Raw genomic sequence first — 21110 nt, forward strand, 5'->3', positions numbered from 1 at the left:
CCCCCGCCACCGCCCGTCGAACCAGAACCGACGCCGCCGCCCGTGCAGCATGAGGCTCCGCCGCCACCAGCAGACGAGGATGAAGACGATGTTCTCGTGCTGGATTCTTCCATGGTTGCGACAGATGAGCCTGCTGCCAAAGAGCCAGAGACCGAGGCTGCGACGGCAGAAAAGCCAGAACCGGTAGAAGACGCCGCGCCGCCAGCAAAAGAAGAGCCGTCGCCTGTTCCTGAAGTAAAGGAAGAGCCTGCTAACGAAACGCAGGAATTGATACCTGTGGCCGAGCAGCCCAGTCCAGTTCCAGCCGCCCCTCTTCCCACGGAGTCGAAAGAAGAGGCCCCCTCCGCATCCCCGTCGCCTTTACCCGAGCCGGAGAAAGCGCCCGTCCCCGGTGATGCCGCATTGGCCGCGTGGAAAGGTTCGATGGGAAATCTCAAGACACAGACAGCAAGGATCAGAATGAGCGAAGACAGGAACGAGATAGACGCATCGGCTTATACCGGTGCTTCTGAAGGCGATGCCCCGACCCCCGTACAGATTGCTTTGGACAAGCAGACAGTCGGTGCTACGGAGCATTCATTCGGCGCGCTCCAGCAGATGCTGCGCCGCAAACAGGCAGTCGAACACAAGGAGAGACGAGTGGCTATCACGCGCGGTGGAAACCTGACGATCGAAGACATTGTTCGCGACGAAGTGCGGGCATTCCTCAAGGAGTGGCTGGATCAGCATCTGTCGGGCATTGTTCAGCAGGCTGTTCAGAAAGAGATCGAACGTCTGAGCGACCGCTGATCGTTCGCCGGTTCGGCCTCAGGGTCTGCGGTTCCGCATAGCGGCATCACATGGCTGGCCGAAACCGGCTTCAGGCAGTAACAGGAAACGCAGCGCGGTCTCCGTCGCTGCGTTTCTTTTTGTCCCACCCGTTCTCCATCCGGTTCGAAGGCGATGCTCAGCAAAACGTTTCAGACAACTGACACCGAAGCCCAGCTCTATAACACCTGGGAAACTGAGGGGCGGTTTGCTGCCGATCCGCAAAGCAAGGCGGCTCCCTTCACCATCATGATCCCGCCGCCCAATGTTACGGGCACGCTCCATATGGGGCATGCGCTGACGATGACATTGCAGGACACTCTGATCCGCTGGAAACGCATGCAAGGGCGTGACACGCTCTGGCAGCCGGGAACGGATCATGCGGGCATCGCCACCCAGCTTGTCGTTGAACGACAGCTCACAGGCGAGAATACCACGCGGCAGGAACTGGGACGTGATGCGTTCATCGAACGCGTGTGGAAATGGAAGGGTGAGTCTGGAAGCGGCATTACCCGGCAGTTGCGACGGCTCGGGGCTTCGCTCGACTGGTCGCGCGAACGCTTCACAATGGATGACGGTCTTTCCCGCGCCGTAAGGGAAGTGTTCGTCACGCTGTTCCGCGAAAAGCTGATTTACCGCGACCGCCGTCTGGTCAACTGGGACCCGCATTTCCGCACCGCCATTTCCGATCTGGAAGTGGAAAACAAGGAAGTCCGGGGCAGCCTATGGCATATCCGTTACCCGGTGGCGGACACACAGGACGAATTCATCGTCGTCGCCACGACGCGTCCTGAAACCATGCTGGGCGATACGGCTGTTGCCGTTCATCCGGAAGACGAGCGTTACACGGCGCTGGTAGGCAAGTCGGTTGTGCTGCCCCTGACGGGACGGCGCATTCCCATCGTGGCCGATAGCTATTCCGATCCAGAAAAAGGCACGGGCGCGGTCAAGATCACGCCGGCCCATGATTTCAACGACTTCGAAGTGGGCAAGCGCCACGATCTGCCTATGCTCACCGTCCTTGACGAAGCTGCGGCCGTCACACTGGACGAGATCGGCGATGATCTTCACACGATTGAAGGACTTGCCGACCCGGCTTTTGTGCGAAGCCTTGAAGGCAAATCGCGAGAAGAAGCCCGCAAGGCGATTGTCGCCGAACTGGAAAATCTCGGTTATCTGGTCGAGATTGAGCCGCACACCAATCAGGTGCCGCATGCTGAACGCGGTGGAGCGGTCGTTGAGCCGCGCCTGACGACCCAGTGGTATTGCGATGCCGCAACCCTCGCGGGACCGGCCATTGAGGCCGTTGAAAAAGGCGATGTGACGTTCGTTCCCAAACAGTGGGAAAACACGTTCTACGCATGGATGCGCAACATCCAGCCCTGGTGCATTTCGCGTCAGCTCTGGTGGGGGCACCGTATTCCGGCATGGTACGGCCCCGATGGCACCGTGTTTGTCGATTATGACGAGGTCAACGCGAAACAGCAGGCCAAGACGCACTACGGGACCGACGTGGAACTGACTCAGGATGACGATGTTCTCGACACCTGGTTCTCTTCGGCACTGTGGCCGTTTTCCACGCTGGGCTGGCCTGACAAGACACCGGAACTGGCACGGTATTATCCGACCGATGTGCTGGTCACGGGCTTTGACATCATCTTCTTCTGGGTTGCCCGGATGATGATGATGGGCCTGCACTTCATGAAGGATGTGCCGTTCCGCACCGTCTTCATTCATGGTCTTGTGCGTGATGAGCGCGGACAGAAGATGTCCAAGAGCAAGGGCAACGGTATCGATCCGCTGGAACTGCTCGACCAGTATGGCGCCGATGCCGTGCGGTTCACCATCTGCGCCCTCACCGGCGTGGGACGTGACCTGAAATTCGGAGCAAAACGTGTGGAGGATCATCGATCCTTCGTCACCAAGCTCTGGAATGCAGCGCGCTTCTGCGAGATGAATGGCGTGAAACCGGTTGCGGATTTCGATCCGACACGGGTGCAGAACCCACTGGCACGCTGGATTGTGGTCGAAACATCCAACGCCATTCGGGAAGCAACGGATGCGCTGGATGCCTATCGTTTCGACGAGTATGCCGGTGCCTGCTACCGCTTTGTCTGGAACCGCTTCTGTGACTGGTATCTGGAACTTGTGAAGCCCCTTTTCTCTGGTGAAAATACGGCGGAATCACAGGAACTGCGGGCCGTCACGGCATGGGTGCTGGATGTGATCCTGCGTCTGCTCCAGCCGGTCATGCCTTTTGTGACTGATACGCTGTGGCACGAATTCGGCTATGGCGAACGCGGCAAGCTGCTTACCGCGTCCTGGCCGACGCTTGTCATCGTGAATGACGCGGAAGCTGCGGTCGCGGAAATCGACTGGCTCACCCGCTTCATCTCCGAGATCCGCACCGTGCGGTCCGAGATGAATGTGCCGCCTTCCCGTCTCTCACCCGTGCTGTTGCAGGATGCTTCCCCACTCACGCTCGATCGGGCCGTGCGGTGGAAGGAAACGATCGGGCGCATGGCGCGCGTGTCGGATATTGATGCGCTGACGGGTGATGTGCCGCATGGTTCAGCTCAGACTGTTCTGGACGAGGCGACCCTCATTCTGCCGCTGGCCGATCTGATAGATCTGGCGGCTGAACGGGAACGTCTGGCCAAGGAACTTGCGAAAGCAGAAGGTGAGATTGCGAAAACCGAGCGCAAGCTGGGCAATCCCGACTTCATTGCACGTGGCAAACCGGAGGTGGTGGAAGAAACGCGGGAGCGTCTTGTCACACAGCAGGGTGAACGTGACCGCCTTGCGGCAGCAGTGGCACGCCTGAAATAACTTCCCCTGAAGAGAGCTTCGCTTCTGGAGCGTGGCTCTCTTCTCGTCCCCGTATTAAGTTCTCAAGAAAATATTTGACATACTGCCATCTGATAGCGGGCAGTACATTTCCTGCTACGCTTCCCTCATCATTATTGGGAGCGATCTGTTCACAGGTTGTGTGCGTGCATTATGTCAGACAAAAACCCAGCAATACCGTCGGAAATTGAATTAAAGCTGCTCTTTGCACCCGAAGACCGCTTACTACTTGAGCGATGCATCACCATGAAAATGGGAGCATCTCCTGCCGTTACACGCTCCCTGCTCACAACCTATTATGATACTCCGGAGCTGTTACTGAGCCATTCAGGTTTCGCGCTCCGGGTCCGGAAGAGCGGCAGAAAACGCATTCAGACCCTGAAATCGCAAGGTGATGACAGCGGTCTGGCTTCCAATCGCGGGGAGTGGGAATGGGTCATCACGACAGATGCACCCGATCTCGATCTCCTGTCCGGCACGCCTGCTGAGGCATTGAGACCGAAGCTGCTGGGAAAGCTGCAGCCGATCTGGGTCTCGGATGTGCAGCGGACTATCCACATGCTCGAGTATGCCGGGGCGACAGTGGAACTCGCCATTGATGAAGGCACCGTTCGGGCGGGCGATCAAAAGGAAGATTTTCAGGAAGTTGAACTGGAACTGAAGAGCGGATCAGTCACTGCGCTTTATCAGTTGGCGCTTGCATTGCAGGCCGATGTGCCATTGCGGTTGGGGACAGTATCGAAAGCCGAACGTGGCTATCGCCTCCGGACGGGAACATCCGCTGTTTCTGTGCAGGCAAAAATTCCGCCTCCGAACAAAGATATAACGGTTCTGAAGGGTTTCCGTTCTCTTGTCCGGGCAGGACTGGGCGGCATGGTCGGCAATTTGTCGGCAGCGGAAGCAGGCGATCTGGAAGGCATCCATCAGATGCGCGTCGCCATCCGTCAGCTTCGCACGATCTTCAAGATGTTTGAAAACTATACCGATCCTCGTTCTGTTACCGGCTTTCAGAAAGAACTGGGCAGGATCGGACGGGTTCTGGGAACAGCGCGTGACTGGGATGTCTTCTGTGTTGAAACGCTGCCCGCTGCCTTCGACGGCGATACTTCTTCATCCGCATTGAACGAAGCGGCATCTGCAAGACGAAGAGCCGCGCACCAGATCTTACGCGATGAACTCGCAACGCCTGCCCTCACCGCCTTATTGCTTTCCATTACGGTCTGGGTTGAGGCTGACCCTTTGCTTCAGAATGATGCGTTTCTAAATGCACCTTTATCGGATATCGCGCCAAAGCTACTGGATCATGCCGCTCGGAAAGTGAAGAAACGGGGCCACCATATCAGCCAGCTTTCCATGGAAGAACTGCATGCCTTCCGGAAAGCACTCAAGAAACTGCGTTACGGATCGGGATATTTTTTCAATCTTTATCCATCAGGAGCAGTAACCCGCTTCATGAAGCTGTGCAAAAAACTCCAGAACTCTCTGGGAGATATCAACGACGCTGTTGTTGCCGCAAATCTGATGGACACGTTGAAGGAAGCAAACAGCGATCTTGTTGCTGTGGCCAATGCCTTCCAGAAATGGAACGAAAAACGCAGGCAGCAGGCTCTCAAGTCTCTTCCCAAACAATGGAAAGATTTTCGGGACAACAAGCCTTTCTGGCAATAGATTTTGCCTGTTGTCCCTTGCAGATCGAAACGGACAATCCTTCAGGAAGTACTATTCGACAAGCATGGGTCCGAGGGGACGGCCACCGAGAATATGCACGTGGAAATGCGGCACTTCCTGACCTGAATCAGGTCCGACATTTCCGATCATGCGATAACCGGGTGCATCCAGATCGAACATACGGGCGACATCGCCAGCAGTCTTGAAGAAGCCGGCAATCTCCTTGTCACTCGCACGCTGGGAGAAATCCGCGAACGATACATAAGGCCCTTTGGGAATGACTAGCACATGAACAGGTGCTTTGGGCGCAATGTCATGGAATGCGAGTGCCCAGTCGTTCTCAATCACCTTTTTGCAAGGAATTTCACCGCGCAATATCTTTGCGAAGATATTGTTGGGATCGTATTTTCCGATACCACTCACTGCCATGTTTTTCTTCCTGTTCTGGTGCTGTCGTCGCGGCGCTTACTGTTTCGGGCGTGAAGCCTTTTCCGCGATCCCGCTGATACCTTGCCGGCGCTGCAATTCGCTCCACACCTCATCCGGCGTGACCCCAGCATCGACCCAAAGGACGATCAGGTGGTAGAGCACGTCGGCGCTTTCCCCCACCAGTTCCAGTTTGCGACCCGCCACTGCTTCGATCAGACATTCGACGGCTTCCTCGCCAAACTTCTGGGCGACTTTTCCCGTTCCACGAGCAAGCAGGCGCGCGGAATGGCTGATACTCGGATCCGTATCACGGCGGCTGGCCACTACGGCGTACAGCCGATCCAGCACGGACGCATCGATATGTCCCACAGGTGCTGGCCGCACCGGTTCAGTAACCGATGGGGCCGGAGCAGCTTCCTTTTTCTTGGAGGTCTTGGTGACGTTTTTCTTGGTCGGTGTTTTGGCCATGATTTTTCCGGTCAGTAGGCGAAGTCGAGTTTTTCAAGCGGTGGACGAACAGGCAGGTGCGCGTCTGTGAGCGCCTGTTTCACCTGCTGAACGGTAAACTGTCCGAAATGGAAAACGCTAGCCGCCAATAGGCCCGTCGCCCCTGCCTGCGCGCCTTCCACGAAATGCTCCAGCGTGCCGACACCACCGGATGCCACCACCGGCAGACGGACAGCAGCGTTCACGGCACGGAGCAGATCAAGGTCGAAACCGGAACGGGTGCCGTCGCGATCCATGGAGGTCAGCAGGATCTCCCCTGCCCCACGCGTGGCCACGTCCTTGCACCACTCCACAACATCAATGCCGGTCGGAGTGCGGCCGCCATGCGTATAAACTTCCCAGCCGCCTTTGCCATTGGAGCGAGCATCGACGCCAACGACCACGCATTGGCTACCGAACTTGCTGGCAGCCTCGTTGATCAGTTCGGGACGCTTCACAGCTGCGGAATTCATCGCACATTTATCGGCACCAGCGAGCAACAGACGTCGCATATCCGCTGTGGTCCGCACGCCACCACCCACTGTGAGAGGCAGAAAGATGCGCTCCGCAGTCCGACTGACCACATCGAGAATAGTGTCGCGGTTCTCATGGCTGGCTGTGATGTCGAGGAAGGTCAGTTCATCCGCCCCGGCCGCGTCATAGACCGCCGCCTGCTCGACCGGATCACCGGCGTCGCGCAGGGAAACGAAGTTCACGCCTTTGACGACGCGCCCATTCTTCACATCAAGGCAGGGAATGACACGCAGCTTCAGCATCAGGACAGCACTCTCAGTGCGTCCGCCGGGGAGACGCGGCCGTCATAGAGCGCGCGCCCCACGATGACGCCTTCAATGCCCGGCACCTCGGCAGCCACCCGTCGCAGAGCGGCAAGATCGTCCAGCGAACCGACACCGCCACTGGCGATTACCGGCACGGAAACAGTGCGCGCCAACTCCGCCGTCTGTTCCAGATCCAGCCCCTGCAACATGCCATCGCGGGTGATTTCGGTGAAGATGATCGCCGTAACACCTGCATCCTCCATTCTGCGGCCGAGATCGGTTGCCTGCATATCGGATACCTCGGCCCAGCCTTCCGTTGCGACACGCCCCATGCGCGCATCGATGCCGGCCACAATACGGCCCGGGAACAGGCGGCAAGCCTCGCGCACCAGTTCAGGGTTCTTCACCGCGACCGAACCGAGAATAACACGGGAGACTCCGGCTTCCAGCCAGCCTTCGATCCCGGCAAGATCACGTAGACCACCACCAAGCTGCACGGGCACGGTGGCATTGGCGACGATCTGTTTCACTGCCTCCGCGTTGGCCGAACGACCAGCGAAAGCGCCGTTCAGATCCACCACATGCAGCCAGTTGAACCCGGCATCGCACCACGCCTTGGCCTGTTCGCCGGGGTTGTCCGAATAGACCGTAGCGTCCTCCATCTCACCCCGGCGAAGGCGCACGCAGGCACCGTCCTTGAGATCGATTGCGGGATAGAGCGTAAGGGGACGCGCAGTCATGTCCTGTGACTTTCCGTTTTCGGCTTCAGGCACGGTTCCGTTCTGCACGAGACGACCGTGCTCCTGAAGGCGTTTGATAAAATAGAGGCCGCGCACCATCTTGCCATCGACAAGAGCGTAGTAGGGGTTCGTTCCCCAGTGCTCGAATCCCATGTCCCTAAAAAGGGCGATGGCGCCAACCTGCGTTTCCCGCACATCGAGGCTGAGAAACTGATAGCCCATAGAGCGGGCGCATTTGACGATTTCTTCCATAAGCACGCGCCCGAGGCCAATTCCGCGGGCATAAGGCGCGATCTGGAACTGCATGACACTGGCCGTCATGGCCTGTGCTTCATTGCTCCGCGAGGGCCGCACAAGCTGGGCGGAGCCAACGATGATACCTTCATGACGCGCCACGAACAGCATCCGCTCCGGCACCAGAAGAATGCCACGGAAATAGCGTTCGAGCACCGAGCGCCCCTGCGGCTTCACCCAGCCGAAACCGCCTCCGGCAATCACTGCGGCGTCAACGCTTTCGCACAGCGACTGAAGGTCTTCCTCGTCGAGTTCATCGACACGCTCAGCCGTGATGGCGGCGTTATCGGGAGAAAGGGAGGCCATGCTCATTTTCAGGCTCCGGCGGGATTCCAGTGAAGGAAGTTGGCCAGAATACGCAATCCCACACGCTGGCTCTTCTCGACATGGAACTGGGTTCCGGCTCTGTTTGCCCGTGCGACGATGGCTGGAACAGCGCCACCATAATCCGTTGTCGCCAGCAGATCATCTGACGCCTCACCAGTCAGGGCATAGGAATGGACGAAATAACCGTGGGGATGATTACCCAGCCCTTCGGTCAGCGGATGCTGACGCGTGAAAGACAGTTCATTCCAGCCCATTTGCGGCAGCCGCAGGTCTTTGGCTTCCATGGGCGCGATTTCACCAGTGATCCAGCCCAGCCCTTTAGTCTCGCCATGTTCAAGGCCACGGTCAGCCATAAGCTGCATGCCCACGCAAATACCCAGAAAAGGCGTTCCGTGATCAACGGCGTCATTCAGGGCCTGCAACAGTCCGGGAACCGCAGCCAATCCTGCCGCGCAATCGGCGAAAGCGCCCTGCCCCGGCAGCACGATGCGATCAGCCGACCTGACTTTTTGCGGATCGTTGGTGATTTCCACCGTCGCCGCCATCCCAGAGAGGCGCGCGGCCTCTTCCAGTGCGCGCGCGGCGGATGCGAGATTGCCGCCATCATAATCAATGACGACCACAGATTGCTGACTATCCGACACCATGATTACGCCCTCCCGATCGCCGCAGCGAAAGGATCGGGAATCATGTGGTTCCCCGTTCCTGCCTGAGGCAGAGCGCCGGTCATTCTGTCCATATAGCGCAGCAATGCGGCATCCTTGTTCGGTCCAGCCACTACACCGTTTCGAACGAAGCCGCGCAGGCGCAGTTCCCATTCAATGATTTCACTGCCAAACACCGCCAGAGCAATACGGCCCGGCAACATGATCACGGGCAGAAGCCAGCTATTGGCCAGCAGCGCGCTTGTCACGAGAATCAGCGCGATGGCCAGCAACCCAGTGATGCGGGCCCCGGACCCGAGCAACGCCAGCGCCCCGAAGAACAGGATGCTCCAGCGCGTTTTCTGAGAAACCAGGATCGGAAGGCCATTCCTGCGCCGCCGCTCAGGAACAGCGTCGCCGGGCGTCCACACAGAATAGATTTTCACAGGACCCCCTTTGTGGACGGGATCACACCCGCAGCTCTGGGATCCGGTTCGACCGCCATACGCAAAGCGCGTGCTGTGGCTTTGTATGCACTTTCAGCGATGTGGTGGCTATTGCGGCCGGTCTTTTGCGTGACGTGCAGGGTCAGCATTGCCGCCATGGCGAAGGCGCGAAAGAATTCCTCGAAAAGCTCGGTATCCATCACCCCGATCTTCTCAGAAGGGAACGTAACCGACCACGCGAGATAGGGACGCCCCGACAGATCGACCACCACTTCGGCGAGCGCTTCATCAAGCGGAACCAGCGCATTGCCGAACCGACGAACGCCGCGCTTTTCTCCCAATGCCTGACGCACAGCCTGCCCAAGCGCAATGCCGACATCTTCGACCGTATGGTGGAAATCCACCTCAAGATCACCTTTCGCGATGATCTCCAGATCGAGCATTCCATGTTTGGCCAAAGCCGTGAGCATATGATCGAAAAAGCCAATGCCAGTGGCGATCTCGGCCTTTCCGGTTCCATCAAGATTGACGGCCACACGGATGTCGGTCTCGGCGGTAACACGATGCAGGGAAGCGGTGCGGTTCTCGTTCATGCCGGGCACAATACAGGATCAGCGTGCGCAATGCCATCGGCTCGCCGTCGTTTGCTGCATCCCGCAATCATGTAATTGAGCGACCTTACCCCACAGGATGGAGGGAGGACAGTTGTCCAAGCATCTGCGTAGCCTGCCGCTGCGGCATGGGGCGACCAAGCAGGAAGCCTTGCATTTCGTCACATCCATGTGCCGCGAGCATGGAAAGTTGCGCGCCGGTTTCGATCCCCTCCGCCGTCACACGCAATTTCAGTTTGTGGCTCATGACGATAATGGATTCCACAATGGTCCAGGCATTCGGATCGTTGGTGATCTTGTTGATGAACGACCGGTCGACCTTCACCTTGTCGAAGGGGAAATTATGGAGATAAGCAAGGCTGGAGTAACCGGTGCCGAAATCATCCAGAGCCACCCGCACGCCGAGCGCACGCAACTCTTTCACCAGCGCCAGCGCCCTGTCCACGTCTTCCATGAGCAGGCTTTCCGTGACTTCCAGTTCCAGCCTATGGGGGTCGAGCCCGGTTTCTTCCAAGACACGCTTCACGACATCGATCAGATCGATACGTTGCACCTGCGTGGCTGAGAGATTGACCGCAATCCCAATGTCACCGCTCCATCCGGCAGCCGTCGCACAGGCCGTTCTGAGCACCCATTCACCCAACTGCACGATCTGGCCCGTTTCCTCTGCCAGTGGGATGAACCGACTGGGAGGGATCATGCCTCGCTCGGGATGCGGCCAGCGCGCCAGCGCCTCGAAGCCAGTCACCTTGCCCCCGACATCGAACAGAGGCTGATAATAGACTTCCAACCCATTGCGGCTGAGGGCAGCACGCAGATCCATCTCAAGATCATGCCGCTCCCGTACGGCAGCATCCATACCCGGCTGAAACTCGTAAACCTGTCCTTTCCCTTTCAGCTTTGCCTGATACATGGCGATATCAGCGCTTTTCAGCACCATCTGCGCCGTCTCTCCATCTCGCGGGCAAAGAGCGACACCGATGCTCACACCGACATAGACCTCGTGACCCGCCAGAGAAAAAGGCTGCATGAGGCTGGCGATGAGACGTCTTGCCAGTTGCATGGCGTCTTCAACCGAGGCGATGGACCGCAGGACAATGACGAATTCATCGCCGCCAAGACGTGAAAGATAATCCGTATCGCGCAACTGCGCCTGAAAACGAACCGCCACCTCTTTCAGCAGCAGATCACCAGCATGATGGCCCAGTGAGTCGTTGACGGTCTTGAAGCCGTCGAGATCAAGAGCCAGAAGCGCTGCCAGTGAACCGTTTTGACGGGCAAGATCAATCACCTGCCCGAGCACGGCCTCAAGCCCTCGCCGATTGGGAAGCGCCGTGAGTGTATCGTGCATGGCGAGATAGCGGATATAATCCTCGGCGGCTTTACGTTCCGTCACGTCACGGATGGCGACGACTGTCGCTTCGCCCTCGACATAGGGCACCACGCGGGAAAGGACTTCAACAGGCGTCTTACGTCCACCGGGACCAATGAGATCCCGCTGCTCCGGTGTTCCTTCACGGTTGGCAAGCATTGTGGAACCGGCGTGCGGACCTCCTGTCGGTTCAACAAAAAGCGTCGCCACCTTGCGCTTTTTTATATCCTCAAGGGTGAGACCCGTCATTTCAAGAATGCGTTCGTTGGCATCCATGACCAGTCCATCACGGCTGATGAGGATTCCCTCAAAAGTCCCGTCAGCGAAATGACGCATCCGGTCTTCTTCCCGGCGCTGCGCGACGGCAACGCGCGTATCGAGCAGTGAAGCAAGACACAGGACAAAGAAAATGGACACGATTCCCGAGAGACTCATCACGGATAGCGGTGAGAACAGGGCACTTTCCGGGGTCTGGATAACACTCAGCCACTGGGAAAACGGCAGGATCGAGCCCATCGACCCAAGCGGCAATACAGTCAACGTGAGAGCCAGCAGCACACTTGAAGTCAGCCGTGGATGCGCAGCAAGTGTGCTTCCAAGCTCCCACAAGGCGAACGCCCCAAGCGTTGTGCCGAGCACCAGCGTAATCAGCATCGCGGAAAGATCGTAGGCGAGAGTGGCCGGACTGACGGTCGCGGAAAGGATGTAAAATGCGGAAAATTCCATCCCGAACGCCAGAATTCCACCGGCAAGAATGACCGCCTTGATGGAACGACGCGAACGCAGATAGATCCATGCCGCACCGGCGGCCAGCACGAACATCAGCGCACCAGCGATTTCGGTCGCGGGCTGCGGGAAGTTCCACAGCAGGTTGGGATAACTGGACCAGAAAGTCGTGAAAAACGTCGTCACCCCTGCAATCGCCATCAGAAAGGCGAACAGGATGATCCGTCTGGCAATCGATGTTTCGCGGGCGAGTATGAGAATGGTTGGAGCGGCGACGAGAAATGCCAGCACCAGAACAGTCATATGGGAACCGAAATGCTGTTCGCTGAGGACAAAGGTAAACAGCCGTTCCATATGGCGAATACTCAATCAGAAGAAACAATCACGATGATTCCTCTGATTTACGCATGCACTTCTTAATGACCGCATAAGATCACTCTCAGAATATGCAAATCATCTTATTTTTTAATTAGGACTAAAGCAGTTCTGATCAGGGTTTTCTTCCACCAACCACCTGCAGCGCTGCTTTATGCCCCTTCTGCGCCGCCCGCGACATGAGGGCATGAGCCTCATCGGAAGTCAGGTGCTGGAATTGACCGGTCAGAACGAGGCGCGCCATCATATACATGGCCCCTTCATCCCCGAGAAAAACGCCGCGTTCGTACCATTTCAGCGCTTCCCGCACATCTGGCGGATCGGCAATGACGGCCCAATAATCGCCAAGAACACAAGCTGCACGGCCATTTTCCGCTGATGCAGCTTTCCTCAGAAGGGTTTCGCCGCGCGTGAGGCGACGCAGGCGTTCCTGTCGCGCCACTCCATCTTCGCCACTGCGGGGGACTTTACAGTTTTCAACCATGAGGCATTCGCCCAGCATGGCCATTGCGGCCACGTGTCCAGTTTCCGCAGCAATTTCGAGATGAGAACGGGCCTTTCCGGCATCCTGAGGCAGGAAACCACCCTGCCCATACCAGACCGCGACCATATGGTGCGCCACTCCAAGCCCGGCCTCCAGAGGTTGGGCGAGAAGCGCCATCACTCTCTCCACCGATGCACCGGAGCGTTGCTCCATGTCAGCCAACCCGACAGCGGCAAGCGGGAGACCATGCGCCGCAGCAGCCAGCAGCGCAGCCTTTCTTTCCTCGAATGCGTCAGTTTTGGTGGCGTCCAGCAGCCAGGCGAGAAAAAGCGCGGCCTCAGGCTCGCCTCTCTCGTAACCCAGCCGTGCGAAAGTGAGGGCATCATCGGTGCGTCTGTCGCCGCGCTCCGACGCATTCAGGGCCATATCATCAGGCACGAACCCGTCCCACGCGAGGCGTGCAGCATGAACGCAGGCTTTGTCATTTCCTGCCCGCGCGGATTTTTCGAACCACCACGCTGCATATCCCGGATGAGGAGAAGCGCCCTGCTCTCCCCGCAGATAAGCCGTCCCGATCTGGCACATGGCGGCAGCGTCACCCTTACGTGCCTGTTTCAGGAGGCTGGCGAGCGTTTGCGGCCCAGATTTCAACTTCAGCAGCTTGCGCAACATGGCCACTCAGTTCCTGAAAAGATTTTTCTACTCCCCGATAATTGGCGCAAGTTCGGGAAAGGTCAGATGGAAACAGGCAGACGCCAGACCAGAGAAAACGTCATGATGATCGACAGGATTACTATCGCCACCCCGCCAAGCACCATCCGTTGACGCAGGAGAGGCAACCACACGAGGGCCAGCCGGCGGGAACGGTCGGCTCCCAGAGCCTGAGCGGTGCGCGACAACCCCGGTGGAGCGCTGATCAGTGCCCCCATCAACGGAATTGAAAGGGTCGGGCTGATGAAGAACCCCTGCACAATGCTTGTCAGGACCGGGATCGGTTCAGACGGAAAAAGCTTGGGCGTCATGATCAGCGAAGGAAGCCAGAAGGCGAGAACCGTCCCGGGAATCCACAGCGCAATGAGCATGAAATACCAGCCCCGGCTGCGTTGAAGCCAGAGCGTGAGCGCCGCCATCAGGCATGCCGCGCAGACTGTCACAAACGCATGCGTCACGATAAAACCGGGGGGAAAAGCTGCCGTTGTCATCGTGCACCTACTCCATGACAGGCATGGACAGGGCGAAATCCAATCTCCTCTCGCCGCCATTCATGCCGATACTTAACATTGTGCTTTTTACACCCGGAACACTTAATGCTGGGCAAGCCATTGATCGAAACGTGTCCGGATAGCGGGAAAATGCTGACGCCAGAATGTTGCGTTCAAACGGAACACCGGTAGTTGCCGCATGTTCACTGTCACGGCGTCCGGTCCCGTTGTGGGTGGCCCGCTGATCAGACGGCTGTTCAGGGCATTCTGCTGCTCGGAAGCGGAGGCCCAGGTCAGAAGCGCATGAGCCACCGTCAGATCCGTCGTTTCTCCGATGGGAATGACCCAGTCGTAATTGATGCGAAAGACTGGCGCCCAGAGAATTCTGAACCGCGGCGCGGGTAGCAGCGCGTTCGCTGCCTGTACTTCGTTGGTTGGAGCGAACCCCATGAGCGCTGCGCCATTCTTCAGAATGTTCATCGCTTCGTCAGCGGAGGTCCACCATACGACATAAGGGCGTATCTGGCTCAGCCGCCGAAAGGCGTGGTCGAGACCTTCCGGTGTCGCCAGCATGCCGTAGACGGCGGCTGGAGGCACCCCATCCGAAAGGAGCGCGATTTCCAGCGTGCCCCGAGGATCGGCTCGAAGCCCCCGTTTTCCCGGATGACGCGCAACATCCCAGAATTCACTCCAGTTTGGCTGACCGCTGAACCGTGTGCTATCCCATGCCAGAGCAAAATCGAGGGAAAGTGCGGGTGTACCGCAGGCTTCCGGGTCTCCGGCTTTCCTGTCTTCTGCGGCAACAGGCACGAAAAGTTTTTTCTCGCATCCGGCCTGAGCCGTATCATCCTGCACGAGCGCCAATGACCATTGGCGATCGCTTTCGACGCTGCCATCCAGCACTACATCGTCACTCCATCTGACGGCGCGGATCGGATGATGGGTCAGTTGCGTAAAAGGTCGCCACACCGCTTCAGCCAGAACACTGTTCAAACCACCTGGCGGCGTCGCCACACCAATTGGGCTCAGATGTTCATGCTTCATGCGGGCAGCCGCCTCCGCACGCACGTCGCTTCCGTGAAGTGCAAGGAGAGCAACAAGCCCACCCCCTACCCATCCTCCGAAAAAACCACGAGACGACCGGAACAAGAAACGTGCGTTACTGAGCATTGAGAACAAAGGGGGCAAAATTCGGCCTTGAAATCGACACAACTAAGATCAGACTAACCCGGTTTGCCTTCCGACGAAAAGGCCAAAGCCGCGGAGGGTCTCCACGCCAGCAGTGCCAGCTGGCCCGGAGCGGTGCCCGGCGGCAGGCTTCCCGGCGGTCGGTGAACCGTGACTTCGGTTCCATCCGCGAGTCGGAAACGGAGAATCATCAGGTCTCCGACGTTTCTGATATCCGTCAGTGTCGCAGACAGAGAGCCCTCTGTTTCGTCCGGCAATGCGCCTCGGCTCATCATCGGCGCGATCTGATTGGGCCGGATACACAGATCGACGACGTCATTCTCCTCGATATCGGCATCAGCCAGAGCCTCCATTTCGCCACCACATGCAAGCCTTGCCCGGACGATGTCATCTTCGACATCGAGCGCCATGCCGACCAGCACATTGGCGTTGGCCATGGCCACAGCCACACGGGTGGAAACAGGGCGTTCAATCAGTTGGCTGGCTGTTCCCGTCTGGAGCAGATGGCCCTGCGCCACCACGCCGATCCTGTGCGCACCGATCACCGCATCTCCCCGGTCACGGGTGAGCAGAAGCATACTGATATTGCGGGCGCGTTGGAGGCGGGAGAGACGATTGTGAAGGTCGCTTCGCGCTTCACTGTCCAGACCGGAAAATATGTCTTCAAGCACGATAACGGCCGGGTCTGTCGTGAGCGCTCGCGCGACAGCCACCCGAATGCGATCCGCCGGTTTCAGGGCGGGAGGATTCATATCCGCCCATTGATCAAGACCAAGCAAAGCCAGCATCTGCTCGACCCGATGGGTGATTTCCTGCGTCGGCTGGCGGCGTGCCCGGAGCGGAAAGGCAATATTGTCACGCACGGACAGGTGTTCGAACAGGCCGTCGCGCGGACCAACGACGACAAGGGAACGGGCGCCAGATGGACGGGAAGTGATTTCTTCTTCGCCCACCACAAGACGACCTGCGGTCGGACGGATGTGTCCTGCCAGTATGTCGGCAAGAAGCTGCAATGCGTTTTCCCTGTCGTCGAGAAACAGCAGGGCAAGGCACTCTCCAACGTGGAGTGCGAAAGAAATTGGCGCGAGAGCGGGTTGCAGGGAGATGGCATCCGCGAGGAATGTCCGGGGGGCGTGACGCGATATCATACGTTCAGGGAACCATAACAGTTGCAGTGCATTAAGTGTGTGTTTAGAGCCGAATAAAAGGTTGGGACGAATGATCCGGCCTTATGGCGATAAGGAGCAACGAGAATATGTCCGCAGAAAAAATCAAGAACCAGGCTCAGGCAGCAGTTGATGACGCAGCTTCGAGCGCGCGGGACGAGCTGCACGCTATAAAGAGTCAGCTTGAGCACTTCCTCAATGCCCATGTTGTCCCGCCGCTTTCCGATGCCGCGAACTCCGCCGTCAGCAATGCGAAGGAAATCGCCGAGCATCAGAAAAAAAGTGTTGCCACTAATGTGAGCGCAAAACCCTTCCTTTCCATCGCACTTTCCTTTGTGACAGGGTTTGTCCTCGGTCGTCTCTCGCGTTAATGTTTCGCCCCAGAACCTTCCCGGAGGTTGTGGGGCAGAGGCATCATACCTCCCTTGAAGGAAATGCGCTTCCTGTCCCGGCGCCCCGGATTGAAGTAAGTCATGTAACAGGGACGCCGGTTCACCCTCGATACCGGTCGTTACGAGGTAGGCGAGGACGCGATGCATATTTTTGATGTCGGCAAGGCTGCCGCACACGCGGAAGTACAACTCCTGCAGCAGAGGGCCATGCGCTTTGGGCGTCAGATCGCTCTGCTGGGTGTTGCCGCTGTGCTGGGATTCTTTTCCCTGATCACAGGCCACGCCCTTCTCTGGGCGATTTTTCGCTATGAGTTCGGCTTTGGTCCGGTGGCTTCCCCGGCGCTCGTCTTCTTTCTCGACTTCCTGCTGGCACTGGTGTTCGCCTTCTTCGGTCGCCGTTCCTACCTGTATCCTGCTGAAGTCGAGGCGCATCTGAACCGTGATCGCCGCATCAACGAGCTGAAGCAGTCGATGACGCTGATTACTCTGGCCACGGCAGTCGCCGGACCGCTGGGTCGGTTCGTGGGCAACCGTTTCCGTAAGGGCTGAAACCAGATCAGCCAAGACTTTTTGAAAAGGCGGGCTTCTGGCCCGCTTTTTTATTGTCAGGCATTTCTTTTCCACGAAAAGACCGATGTGTCTTTTATCACGGCTCTGTCGCGGCTATCTTTCAGCATGACCAGCGCAAAGCCTTTCTGGGAAACAAAGACCCTCGACGAGATGACGACAGCGGAGTGGGAATCACTCTGTGATGGCTGCGGACGGTGCTGCCTTCACAAGCTGCGTGACGAGGATGATGGTACCCTTCATTATACCAATGTCGCCTGCCGCCTGCTTGACACACAGAGCTGCCGCTGCACCGATTATCCCAATCGTCACCGAAAAGTGCAGGATTGCGTGACTCTGACGCCAGAGATGGTGGCGACCATAGACTGGCTTCCTCCTACCTGCGCCTATTATCGCCTGTCTGAAGGCCTCCCCCTTCCCCTGTGGCATCCCCTCATCACCGGCACGCCGGATAGTGTTGTGGAAGCGGGTGTGTCTGCTGGAGGTCGCTGCATCAGTGAAAGAAAGGCTGGCATACTTGAGGACTACATCGTCGCCTGGCCAGCGCGCGACCCGACAAGTTCTTCGGACTGATGGACATCACGAACCGTCGCAAATCTCAAGAAGAGCCGACGGATCTGCCAGACAGTGTTTTACTTCCAGACGGTCCCTTCCCGGTTACATGGCGACGTTCACAGCGTGCAAAGCGTTTTTCACTGAGACTGAGCCGCACGGGCGACAGCGTTACGGTAACGCTGCCAATGCGAGCCTCGGCCCAGACAGGGTTGAAATTTCTCAGTGAACATCGTGGCTGGATCGCCCACCAGCTTCAACGCCGCCCCTCCCCACTTCGTTTTGAAGCAGGGCAATACATTCCACTCAATGGTGTGCCGCACCCAATAGAACATGTGCCGTATGCCAAAGGTGGTGCATGGATCGCAGAGGGTCAGATCCATGTCAGCGGCAACATCGAATTTTTACCACGACGTGTCCGAGATCTTCTTCGGCGGCTCGCAACTGTTCAGTTCAATGATCGTGTGTTTCAACTGGCCACCACAACAGGGCTTCAGCCCAAAGCATTTACCGTCCGCGATACGGTCTCCCGTTGGGGTAGTTGCACGACCAGCGGACGCGTGATGCTCACCTGGCGGCTCGTAATGACTCCTCCTTTTGTGCAGGATTACGTTATTCTGCATGAACTCGCGCATCTGAAACATCACAATCACAGCGCCGCTTTCTGGGCATTGGTTGACCATATCTGTCCGTGCAGAAACGAAGCCGAACAGTGGCTCAAAGCCCACGGCACCGCCCTGATGAGTGCCTCATAAGAAAGACATTCCACCCTCTTACGTGCCTGATTGTGACATGCTAGAAACCATTCCGCTGTGCGAACTTGGCGGAATGGTAGACGCACGAGACTTAAAATCTCGAGTCCATAAGGACGTGCGGGTTCGAGTCCCGCAGTTCGCACCACTCACAACACATTGATTTAATTGGCTTTTATGGTTTCACAGCAACCTTAAAAGTCTTGTCTTCTACACAAGGCTTCTACACACCGAGGCTTTGTTTTGCTGATTCGCTTGCCTTCTGGATATCATTTTCGTCGGCGCGTTCCTTCACATCTCCGTGATGTTTTGGGTAAACGAGAAGTGTGGCACTCTCTCGGAACCACAAAACGAGATATGGCTAAAGCTTACGCATGTGAGGTTTACGTATCCACGGAAAAGCTGTTCATTTCAGCAACAAGGCTTATGGACGAACTCAAAGAACACGAAGACTTTATTAAAAATGAACTATCCGACGAAATGCGGGAGGTTTTCGAGTTTCTGATTAAAGATTATCAAGACCAGATTAAAATATTAAAGACAAAATACGAACGGCAAGAATTAAGGTATGCACTTGACTCATTGAAAAGCGTCAAAGAACTGGAAAGAGCCAAAGATGTGGCTGGTCGAGGCGTTCGTCTTCTCGAAGAAACATTCACGGAAATCGAGAAGGGAAAGCCTACAAGCAAGGCTCTAAGCGATATTCAGAGCCAGATTAACGAAATGAAGGCTTACCTAAAGCCACCACAGGCCAAGCCTTCGCCTTTATTTTCCGAGGCTACTGAAACCTTCCTTGCGAGGAAAACCAACGTCAAGCAATCCGTCATTGATAGTTATCGAGCCACCTTCAAAAGGTTCCTTGAAGTCTGTGAGGATAAGCCCCTACGCGACTATACAGGCGAAGACGCAGGGCTTTTTAAATCATTAATGGAACAGCTACCCGAGACATATGGAAAGCAGAAAAACGACACACGAACAGTTAAAGAGTTTGTCGATTACGCGAATAAAAAGAAACTCCCGCGAGTATCGGGAAAATCCGTCAAAAACCATTTCACCAAGCTATCAGGACTGTGGAAATATTTCCTACTCCGCGACCTTGTGGATAAAAATGTTTTCACAGGCGGGTGGCAGTTCGATACTAAAGCCAAAACCAAGCGTGTCCGCTGGAATGACGAAGACCTGAAAAAGATTGCTGGTCAACCTTGGCAGTTCGGAACTATCAGCCACAAAACAGCCAGCATGATTGTCGGAATTGCTTCTTTCACAGGTATGAGGCTCGAAGAAATCTGTAGGCTCAGACCGCAGGATATTACCAACATTAAGGGCGTCCCTTGCATACTCGTGCAAGACCATCCAGCACAGAAAAACCAACCGTGGACCGCATGGAGCGCCAAAACAGAGGCAGGCAGTCGCGTTGTCCCAATCTGTTCGGCATTGCAAAAAGCGGGCCTTCTGGACCTTGCTCAAAGAGCCAAAAATCAGAAACGACACTATATCTTTTACGACCTGAAATTTACGGGAAAAGACAAAAAACGCTCGGCCCATTTTCAGCGAGATTTTTCCAAGTTTAAAACCCGACTGGGTATCGGAAGAGGCGTGGTTTTTCATTCCTTCCGTCATAATGTCAGCACCAAACTCCGCAACATCCACGAACACGGTGAAGGTGGTTTAAGAGAGTCTTGGATTGATGATTTTCTCGGCCATGAGGGAGAGAATAAATCAGTCGGAAATACCGTCTATTTCGATGACGTGGATATTACCAACCTTCTGAAAGTGGCAGAAAGCGTGCAATATCCAGACTTCTGGCATGTAGAAAACCTGTTTAAAGAGAAAGCATAAAGGTATGAATGAATATAAAAAATACTACGGGACGGAACCCGCCAATTTATGTCCACAGCTATTTAATACAAATACACACCTTCCCATAAGATTACATGACGCTTATCGCCTCTGCATGATACTACACGATGAAATGTTGAAAATACTACAAAACGGCATAGAACATAAAGCATTTCATGTCAGTATCCCGTTAGATGATAGTCTAAAAACAAAACTAGAAAAATCCGACTCCCATATATTAGATTGGATGAAGGAAAATAGCCTGTATTCGGAACGCTCCAAGAGTATATGCTTAACTGTTTTAAGGGCGGTCATGGGGGATATGTTAAATTATATTTTTGAATCAATAGAAATGGCGAGAAAAGGGAAAATGTCATTAGCTTTCTCTCTTATACGGAAACCAATACAAGAAAATAT

General features: G+C 56.3%; 21 protein-coding genes and 1 tRNA gene. 10 read left to right on the plus strand and 12 right to left on the minus strand.

Annotation, left to right across the window (positions count from 1 at the left end):
- From ABF824_RS10915 to ABF824_RS10925, 3 genes are all read left to right on the plus strand, one after another.
- Nucleotides 1-789, plus strand: a 789-nt coding sequence (locus ABF824_RS10915) for a DUF2497 domain-containing protein (RefSeq protein WP_415488906.1), incomplete at its 5' end; no start/stop codon positions are given.
- Between the two features lie 153 nt (nucleotides 790-942).
- Nucleotides 943-3636 (plus strand): valine--tRNA ligase, encoded by a 2694-nt coding sequence (locus ABF824_RS10920; protein WP_415488908.1) that lies wholly within the window; start codon nucleotides 943-945, stop codon nucleotides 3634-3636.
- 171 nt (nucleotides 3637-3807) lie between these two features.
- The gene (locus ABF824_RS10925) at nucleotides 3808-5322 is read left to right on the plus strand and encodes a CHAD domain-containing protein (RefSeq protein ID WP_415488910.1); all 1515 of its coding nucleotides are present in this window, start codon (nucleotides 3808-3810) and stop codon (nucleotides 5320-5322) included.
- Between the two features lie 51 nt (nucleotides 5323-5373).
- Here ABF824_RS10925 and ABF824_RS10930 read toward each other — a convergent pair whose 3' ends face one another.
- The 12 genes from ABF824_RS10930 to ABF824_RS10985 form a co-directional block, all read right to left on the minus strand.
- On the minus strand, nucleotides 5374-5751 hold the full coding sequence (locus ABF824_RS10930; protein ID WP_415488912.1) for a histidine triad nucleotide-binding protein: 378 nt from the start codon (nucleotides 5749-5751) through the stop codon (nucleotides 5374-5376).
- A gap of 36 nt (nucleotides 5752-5787) precedes the next feature.
- Nucleotides 5788-6222 (minus strand): phosphoribosyl-ATP diphosphatase, encoded by a 435-nt coding sequence (locus tag ABF824_RS10935; protein ID WP_415488941.1) that lies wholly within the window; start codon nucleotides 6220-6222, stop codon nucleotides 5788-5790.
- Nucleotides 6223-6230: 8 nt separating this feature from the next.
- The gene (gene hisF / locus ABF824_RS10940) at nucleotides 6231-7013 is read right to left on the minus strand and encodes an imidazole glycerol phosphate synthase subunit HisF (RefSeq protein ID WP_415488914.1); all 783 of its coding nucleotides are present in this window, start codon (nucleotides 7011-7013) and stop codon (nucleotides 6231-6233) included.
- The gene (hisA, locus tag ABF824_RS10945) at nucleotides 7013-8356 is read right to left on the minus strand and encodes a 1-(5-phosphoribosyl)-5-[(5-phosphoribosylamino)methylideneamino]imidazole-4-carboxamide isomerase (protein ID WP_415488943.1); all 1344 of its coding nucleotides are present in this window, start codon (nucleotides 8354-8356) and stop codon (nucleotides 7013-7015) included. Before hisA ends, hisF begins: the two co-directional genes overlap by 1 nt.
- A gap of 8 nt (nucleotides 8357-8364) precedes the next feature.
- Nucleotides 8365-9024: an imidazole glycerol phosphate synthase subunit HisH gene (gene hisH / locus ABF824_RS10950; RefSeq protein ID WP_415488916.1), complete on the minus strand. Its 660-nt coding sequence runs from the start codon at nucleotides 9022-9024 to the stop codon at nucleotides 8365-8367.
- A gap of 2 nt (nucleotides 9025-9026) precedes the next feature.
- On the minus strand, nucleotides 9027-9467 hold the full coding sequence (locus ABF824_RS10955; protein ID WP_415488918.1) for a hypothetical protein: 441 nt from the start codon (nucleotides 9465-9467) through the stop codon (nucleotides 9027-9029).
- On the minus strand, nucleotides 9464-10060 hold the full coding sequence (hisB, locus tag ABF824_RS10960) for an imidazoleglycerol-phosphate dehydratase HisB (RefSeq protein ID WP_415488920.1): 597 nt from the start codon (nucleotides 10058-10060) through the stop codon (nucleotides 9464-9466). Before hisB ends, ABF824_RS10955 begins: the two co-directional genes overlap by 4 nt.
- An 85-nt stretch (nucleotides 10061-10145) precedes the next feature.
- Complete coding sequence (locus ABF824_RS10965) at nucleotides 10146-12530, minus strand: putative bifunctional diguanylate cyclase/phosphodiesterase (protein ID WP_415488922.1); 2385 nt, start codon at nucleotides 12528-12530, stop codon at nucleotides 10146-10148.
- Between the two features lie 136 nt (nucleotides 12531-12666).
- Nucleotides 12667-13707, minus strand: a complete 1041-nt coding sequence (locus ABF824_RS10970) for a tetratricopeptide repeat protein (RefSeq protein WP_415488924.1) — start codon at nucleotides 13705-13707, stop codon at nucleotides 12667-12669.
- Between the two features lie 62 nt (nucleotides 13708-13769).
- Nucleotides 13770-14237, minus strand: coding sequence for a hypothetical protein (locus tag ABF824_RS10975; protein ID WP_415488926.1), 468 nt, complete (start codon nucleotides 14235-14237; stop codon nucleotides 13770-13772).
- A gap of 102 nt (nucleotides 14238-14339) precedes the next feature.
- Nucleotides 14340-15386: an extracellular solute-binding protein gene (locus ABF824_RS10980; protein WP_415488928.1), complete on the minus strand. Its 1047-nt coding sequence runs from the start codon at nucleotides 15384-15386 to the stop codon at nucleotides 14340-14342.
- A 74-nt stretch (nucleotides 15387-15460) separates the two neighbouring features.
- On the minus strand, nucleotides 15461-16573 hold the full coding sequence (locus ABF824_RS10985) for an ABC transporter ATP-binding protein (protein WP_415488930.1): 1113 nt from the start codon (nucleotides 16571-16573) through the stop codon (nucleotides 15461-15463).
- Between the two features lie 107 nt (nucleotides 16574-16680).
- On the opposite strand from ABF824_RS10985, the gene ABF824_RS10990 reads away from it, so the two are divergent.
- The 7 genes from ABF824_RS10990 to ABF824_RS11020 form a co-directional block, all read left to right on the plus strand.
- Nucleotides 16681-16962 (plus strand): hypothetical protein, encoded by a 282-nt coding sequence (locus tag ABF824_RS10990; RefSeq protein ID WP_415488932.1) that lies wholly within the window; start codon nucleotides 16681-16683, stop codon nucleotides 16960-16962.
- Between the two features lie 162 nt (nucleotides 16963-17124).
- Nucleotides 17125-17532, plus strand: a complete 408-nt coding sequence (locus ABF824_RS10995; RefSeq protein WP_415488933.1) for a phage holin family protein — start codon at nucleotides 17125-17127, stop codon at nucleotides 17530-17532.
- 126 nt (nucleotides 17533-17658) lie between these two features.
- Nucleotides 17659-18123: a YcgN family cysteine cluster protein gene (locus ABF824_RS11000; protein ID WP_415488935.1), complete on the plus strand. Its 465-nt coding sequence runs from the start codon at nucleotides 17659-17661 to the stop codon at nucleotides 18121-18123.
- Nucleotides 18123-18857, plus strand: coding sequence for a M48 family metallopeptidase (locus ABF824_RS11005; protein WP_415488937.1), 735 nt, complete (start codon nucleotides 18123-18125; stop codon nucleotides 18855-18857). The genes ABF824_RS11000 and ABF824_RS11005 overlap by 1 nt, the downstream gene beginning before the upstream one ends.
- Before the next feature lie 59 nt (nucleotides 18858-18916).
- Nucleotides 18917-19002: transfer RNA gene (locus ABF824_RS11010), tRNA-Leu, on the plus strand.
- A gap of 107 nt (nucleotides 19003-19109) precedes the next feature.
- Complete coding sequence (locus ABF824_RS11015; RefSeq protein ID WP_415488945.1) at nucleotides 19110-20693, plus strand: DUF6538 domain-containing protein; 1584 nt, start codon at nucleotides 19110-19112, stop codon at nucleotides 20691-20693.
- 4 nt (nucleotides 20694-20697) lie between these two features.
- Nucleotides 20698-21110 (plus strand): hypothetical protein (locus tag ABF824_RS11020; RefSeq protein WP_415488939.1); only part of this gene is annotated, 413 nt, incomplete at its 3' end.

Source organism: Acetobacter sp. (assembly GCF_047721705.1).
In the GTDB taxonomy this organism is placed as follows: Bacteria; Pseudomonadota; Alphaproteobacteria; order Acetobacterales; family Acetobacteraceae; genus Acetobacter.

What these genes read in the sequence shown, in the direction of transcription:
- hisA (WP_415488943.1), bottom strand. Translation starts at nt 8,356, where the DNA reads ATGGCCTCCCTTTCTCCCGATAACGCCGCCATCACGGCTGAGCGTGTC.
- ABF824_RS11000 (WP_415488935.1), top strand. Translation starts at nt 17,659, where the DNA reads ATGACCAGCGCAAAGCCTTTCTGGGAAACAAAGACCCTCGACGAGATG.
- ABF824_RS10970 (WP_415488924.1), bottom strand. Translation starts at nt 13,707, where the DNA reads ATGTTGCGCAAGCTGCTGAAGTTGAAATCTGGGCCGCAAACGCTCGCC.
- ABF824_RS10995 (WP_415488933.1), top strand. Translation starts at nt 17,125, where the DNA reads ATGCATATTTTTGATGTCGGCAAGGCTGCCGCACACGCGGAAGTACAA.
- ABF824_RS10920 (WP_415488908.1), top strand. Translation starts at nt 943, where the DNA reads ATGCTCAGCAAAACGTTTCAGACAACTGACACCGAAGCCCAGCTCTAT.
- ABF824_RS10965 (WP_415488922.1), bottom strand. Translation starts at nt 12,530, where the DNA reads ATGGAACGGCTGTTTACCTTTGTCCTCAGCGAACAGCATTTCGGTTCC.
- hisF (WP_415488914.1), bottom strand. Translation starts at nt 7,013, where the DNA reads ATGCTGAAGCTGCGTGTCATTCCCTGCCTTGATGTGAAGAATGGGCGC.
- ABF824_RS10990 (WP_415488932.1), top strand. Translation starts at nt 16,681, where the DNA reads ATGTCCGCAGAAAAAATCAAGAACCAGGCTCAGGCAGCAGTTGATGAC.
- ABF824_RS10985 (WP_415488930.1), bottom strand. Translation starts at nt 16,573, where the DNA reads ATGATATCGCGTCACGCCCCCCGGACATTCCTCGCGGATGCCATCTCC.
- ABF824_RS10925 (WP_415488910.1), top strand. Translation starts at nt 3,808, where the DNA reads ATGTCAGACAAAAACCCAGCAATACCGTCGGAAATTGAATTAAAGCTG.
- ABF824_RS10930 (WP_415488912.1), bottom strand. Translation starts at nt 5,751, where the DNA reads ATGGCAGTGAGTGGTATCGGAAAATACGATCCCAACAATATCTTCGCA.
- hisB (WP_415488920.1), bottom strand. Translation starts at nt 10,060, where the DNA reads ATGAACGAGAACCGCACCGCTTCCCTGCATCGTGTTACCGCCGAGACC.
- ABF824_RS11005 (WP_415488937.1), top strand. Translation starts at nt 18,123, where the DNA reads ATGGACATCACGAACCGTCGCAAATCTCAAGAAGAGCCGACGGATCTG.
- hisH (WP_415488916.1), bottom strand. Translation starts at nt 9,024, where the DNA reads ATGGTGTCGGATAGTCAGCAATCTGTGGTCGTCATTGATTATGATGGC.
- ABF824_RS10975 (WP_415488926.1), bottom strand. Translation starts at nt 14,237, where the DNA reads ATGACAACGGCAGCTTTTCCCCCCGGTTTTATCGTGACGCATGCGTTT.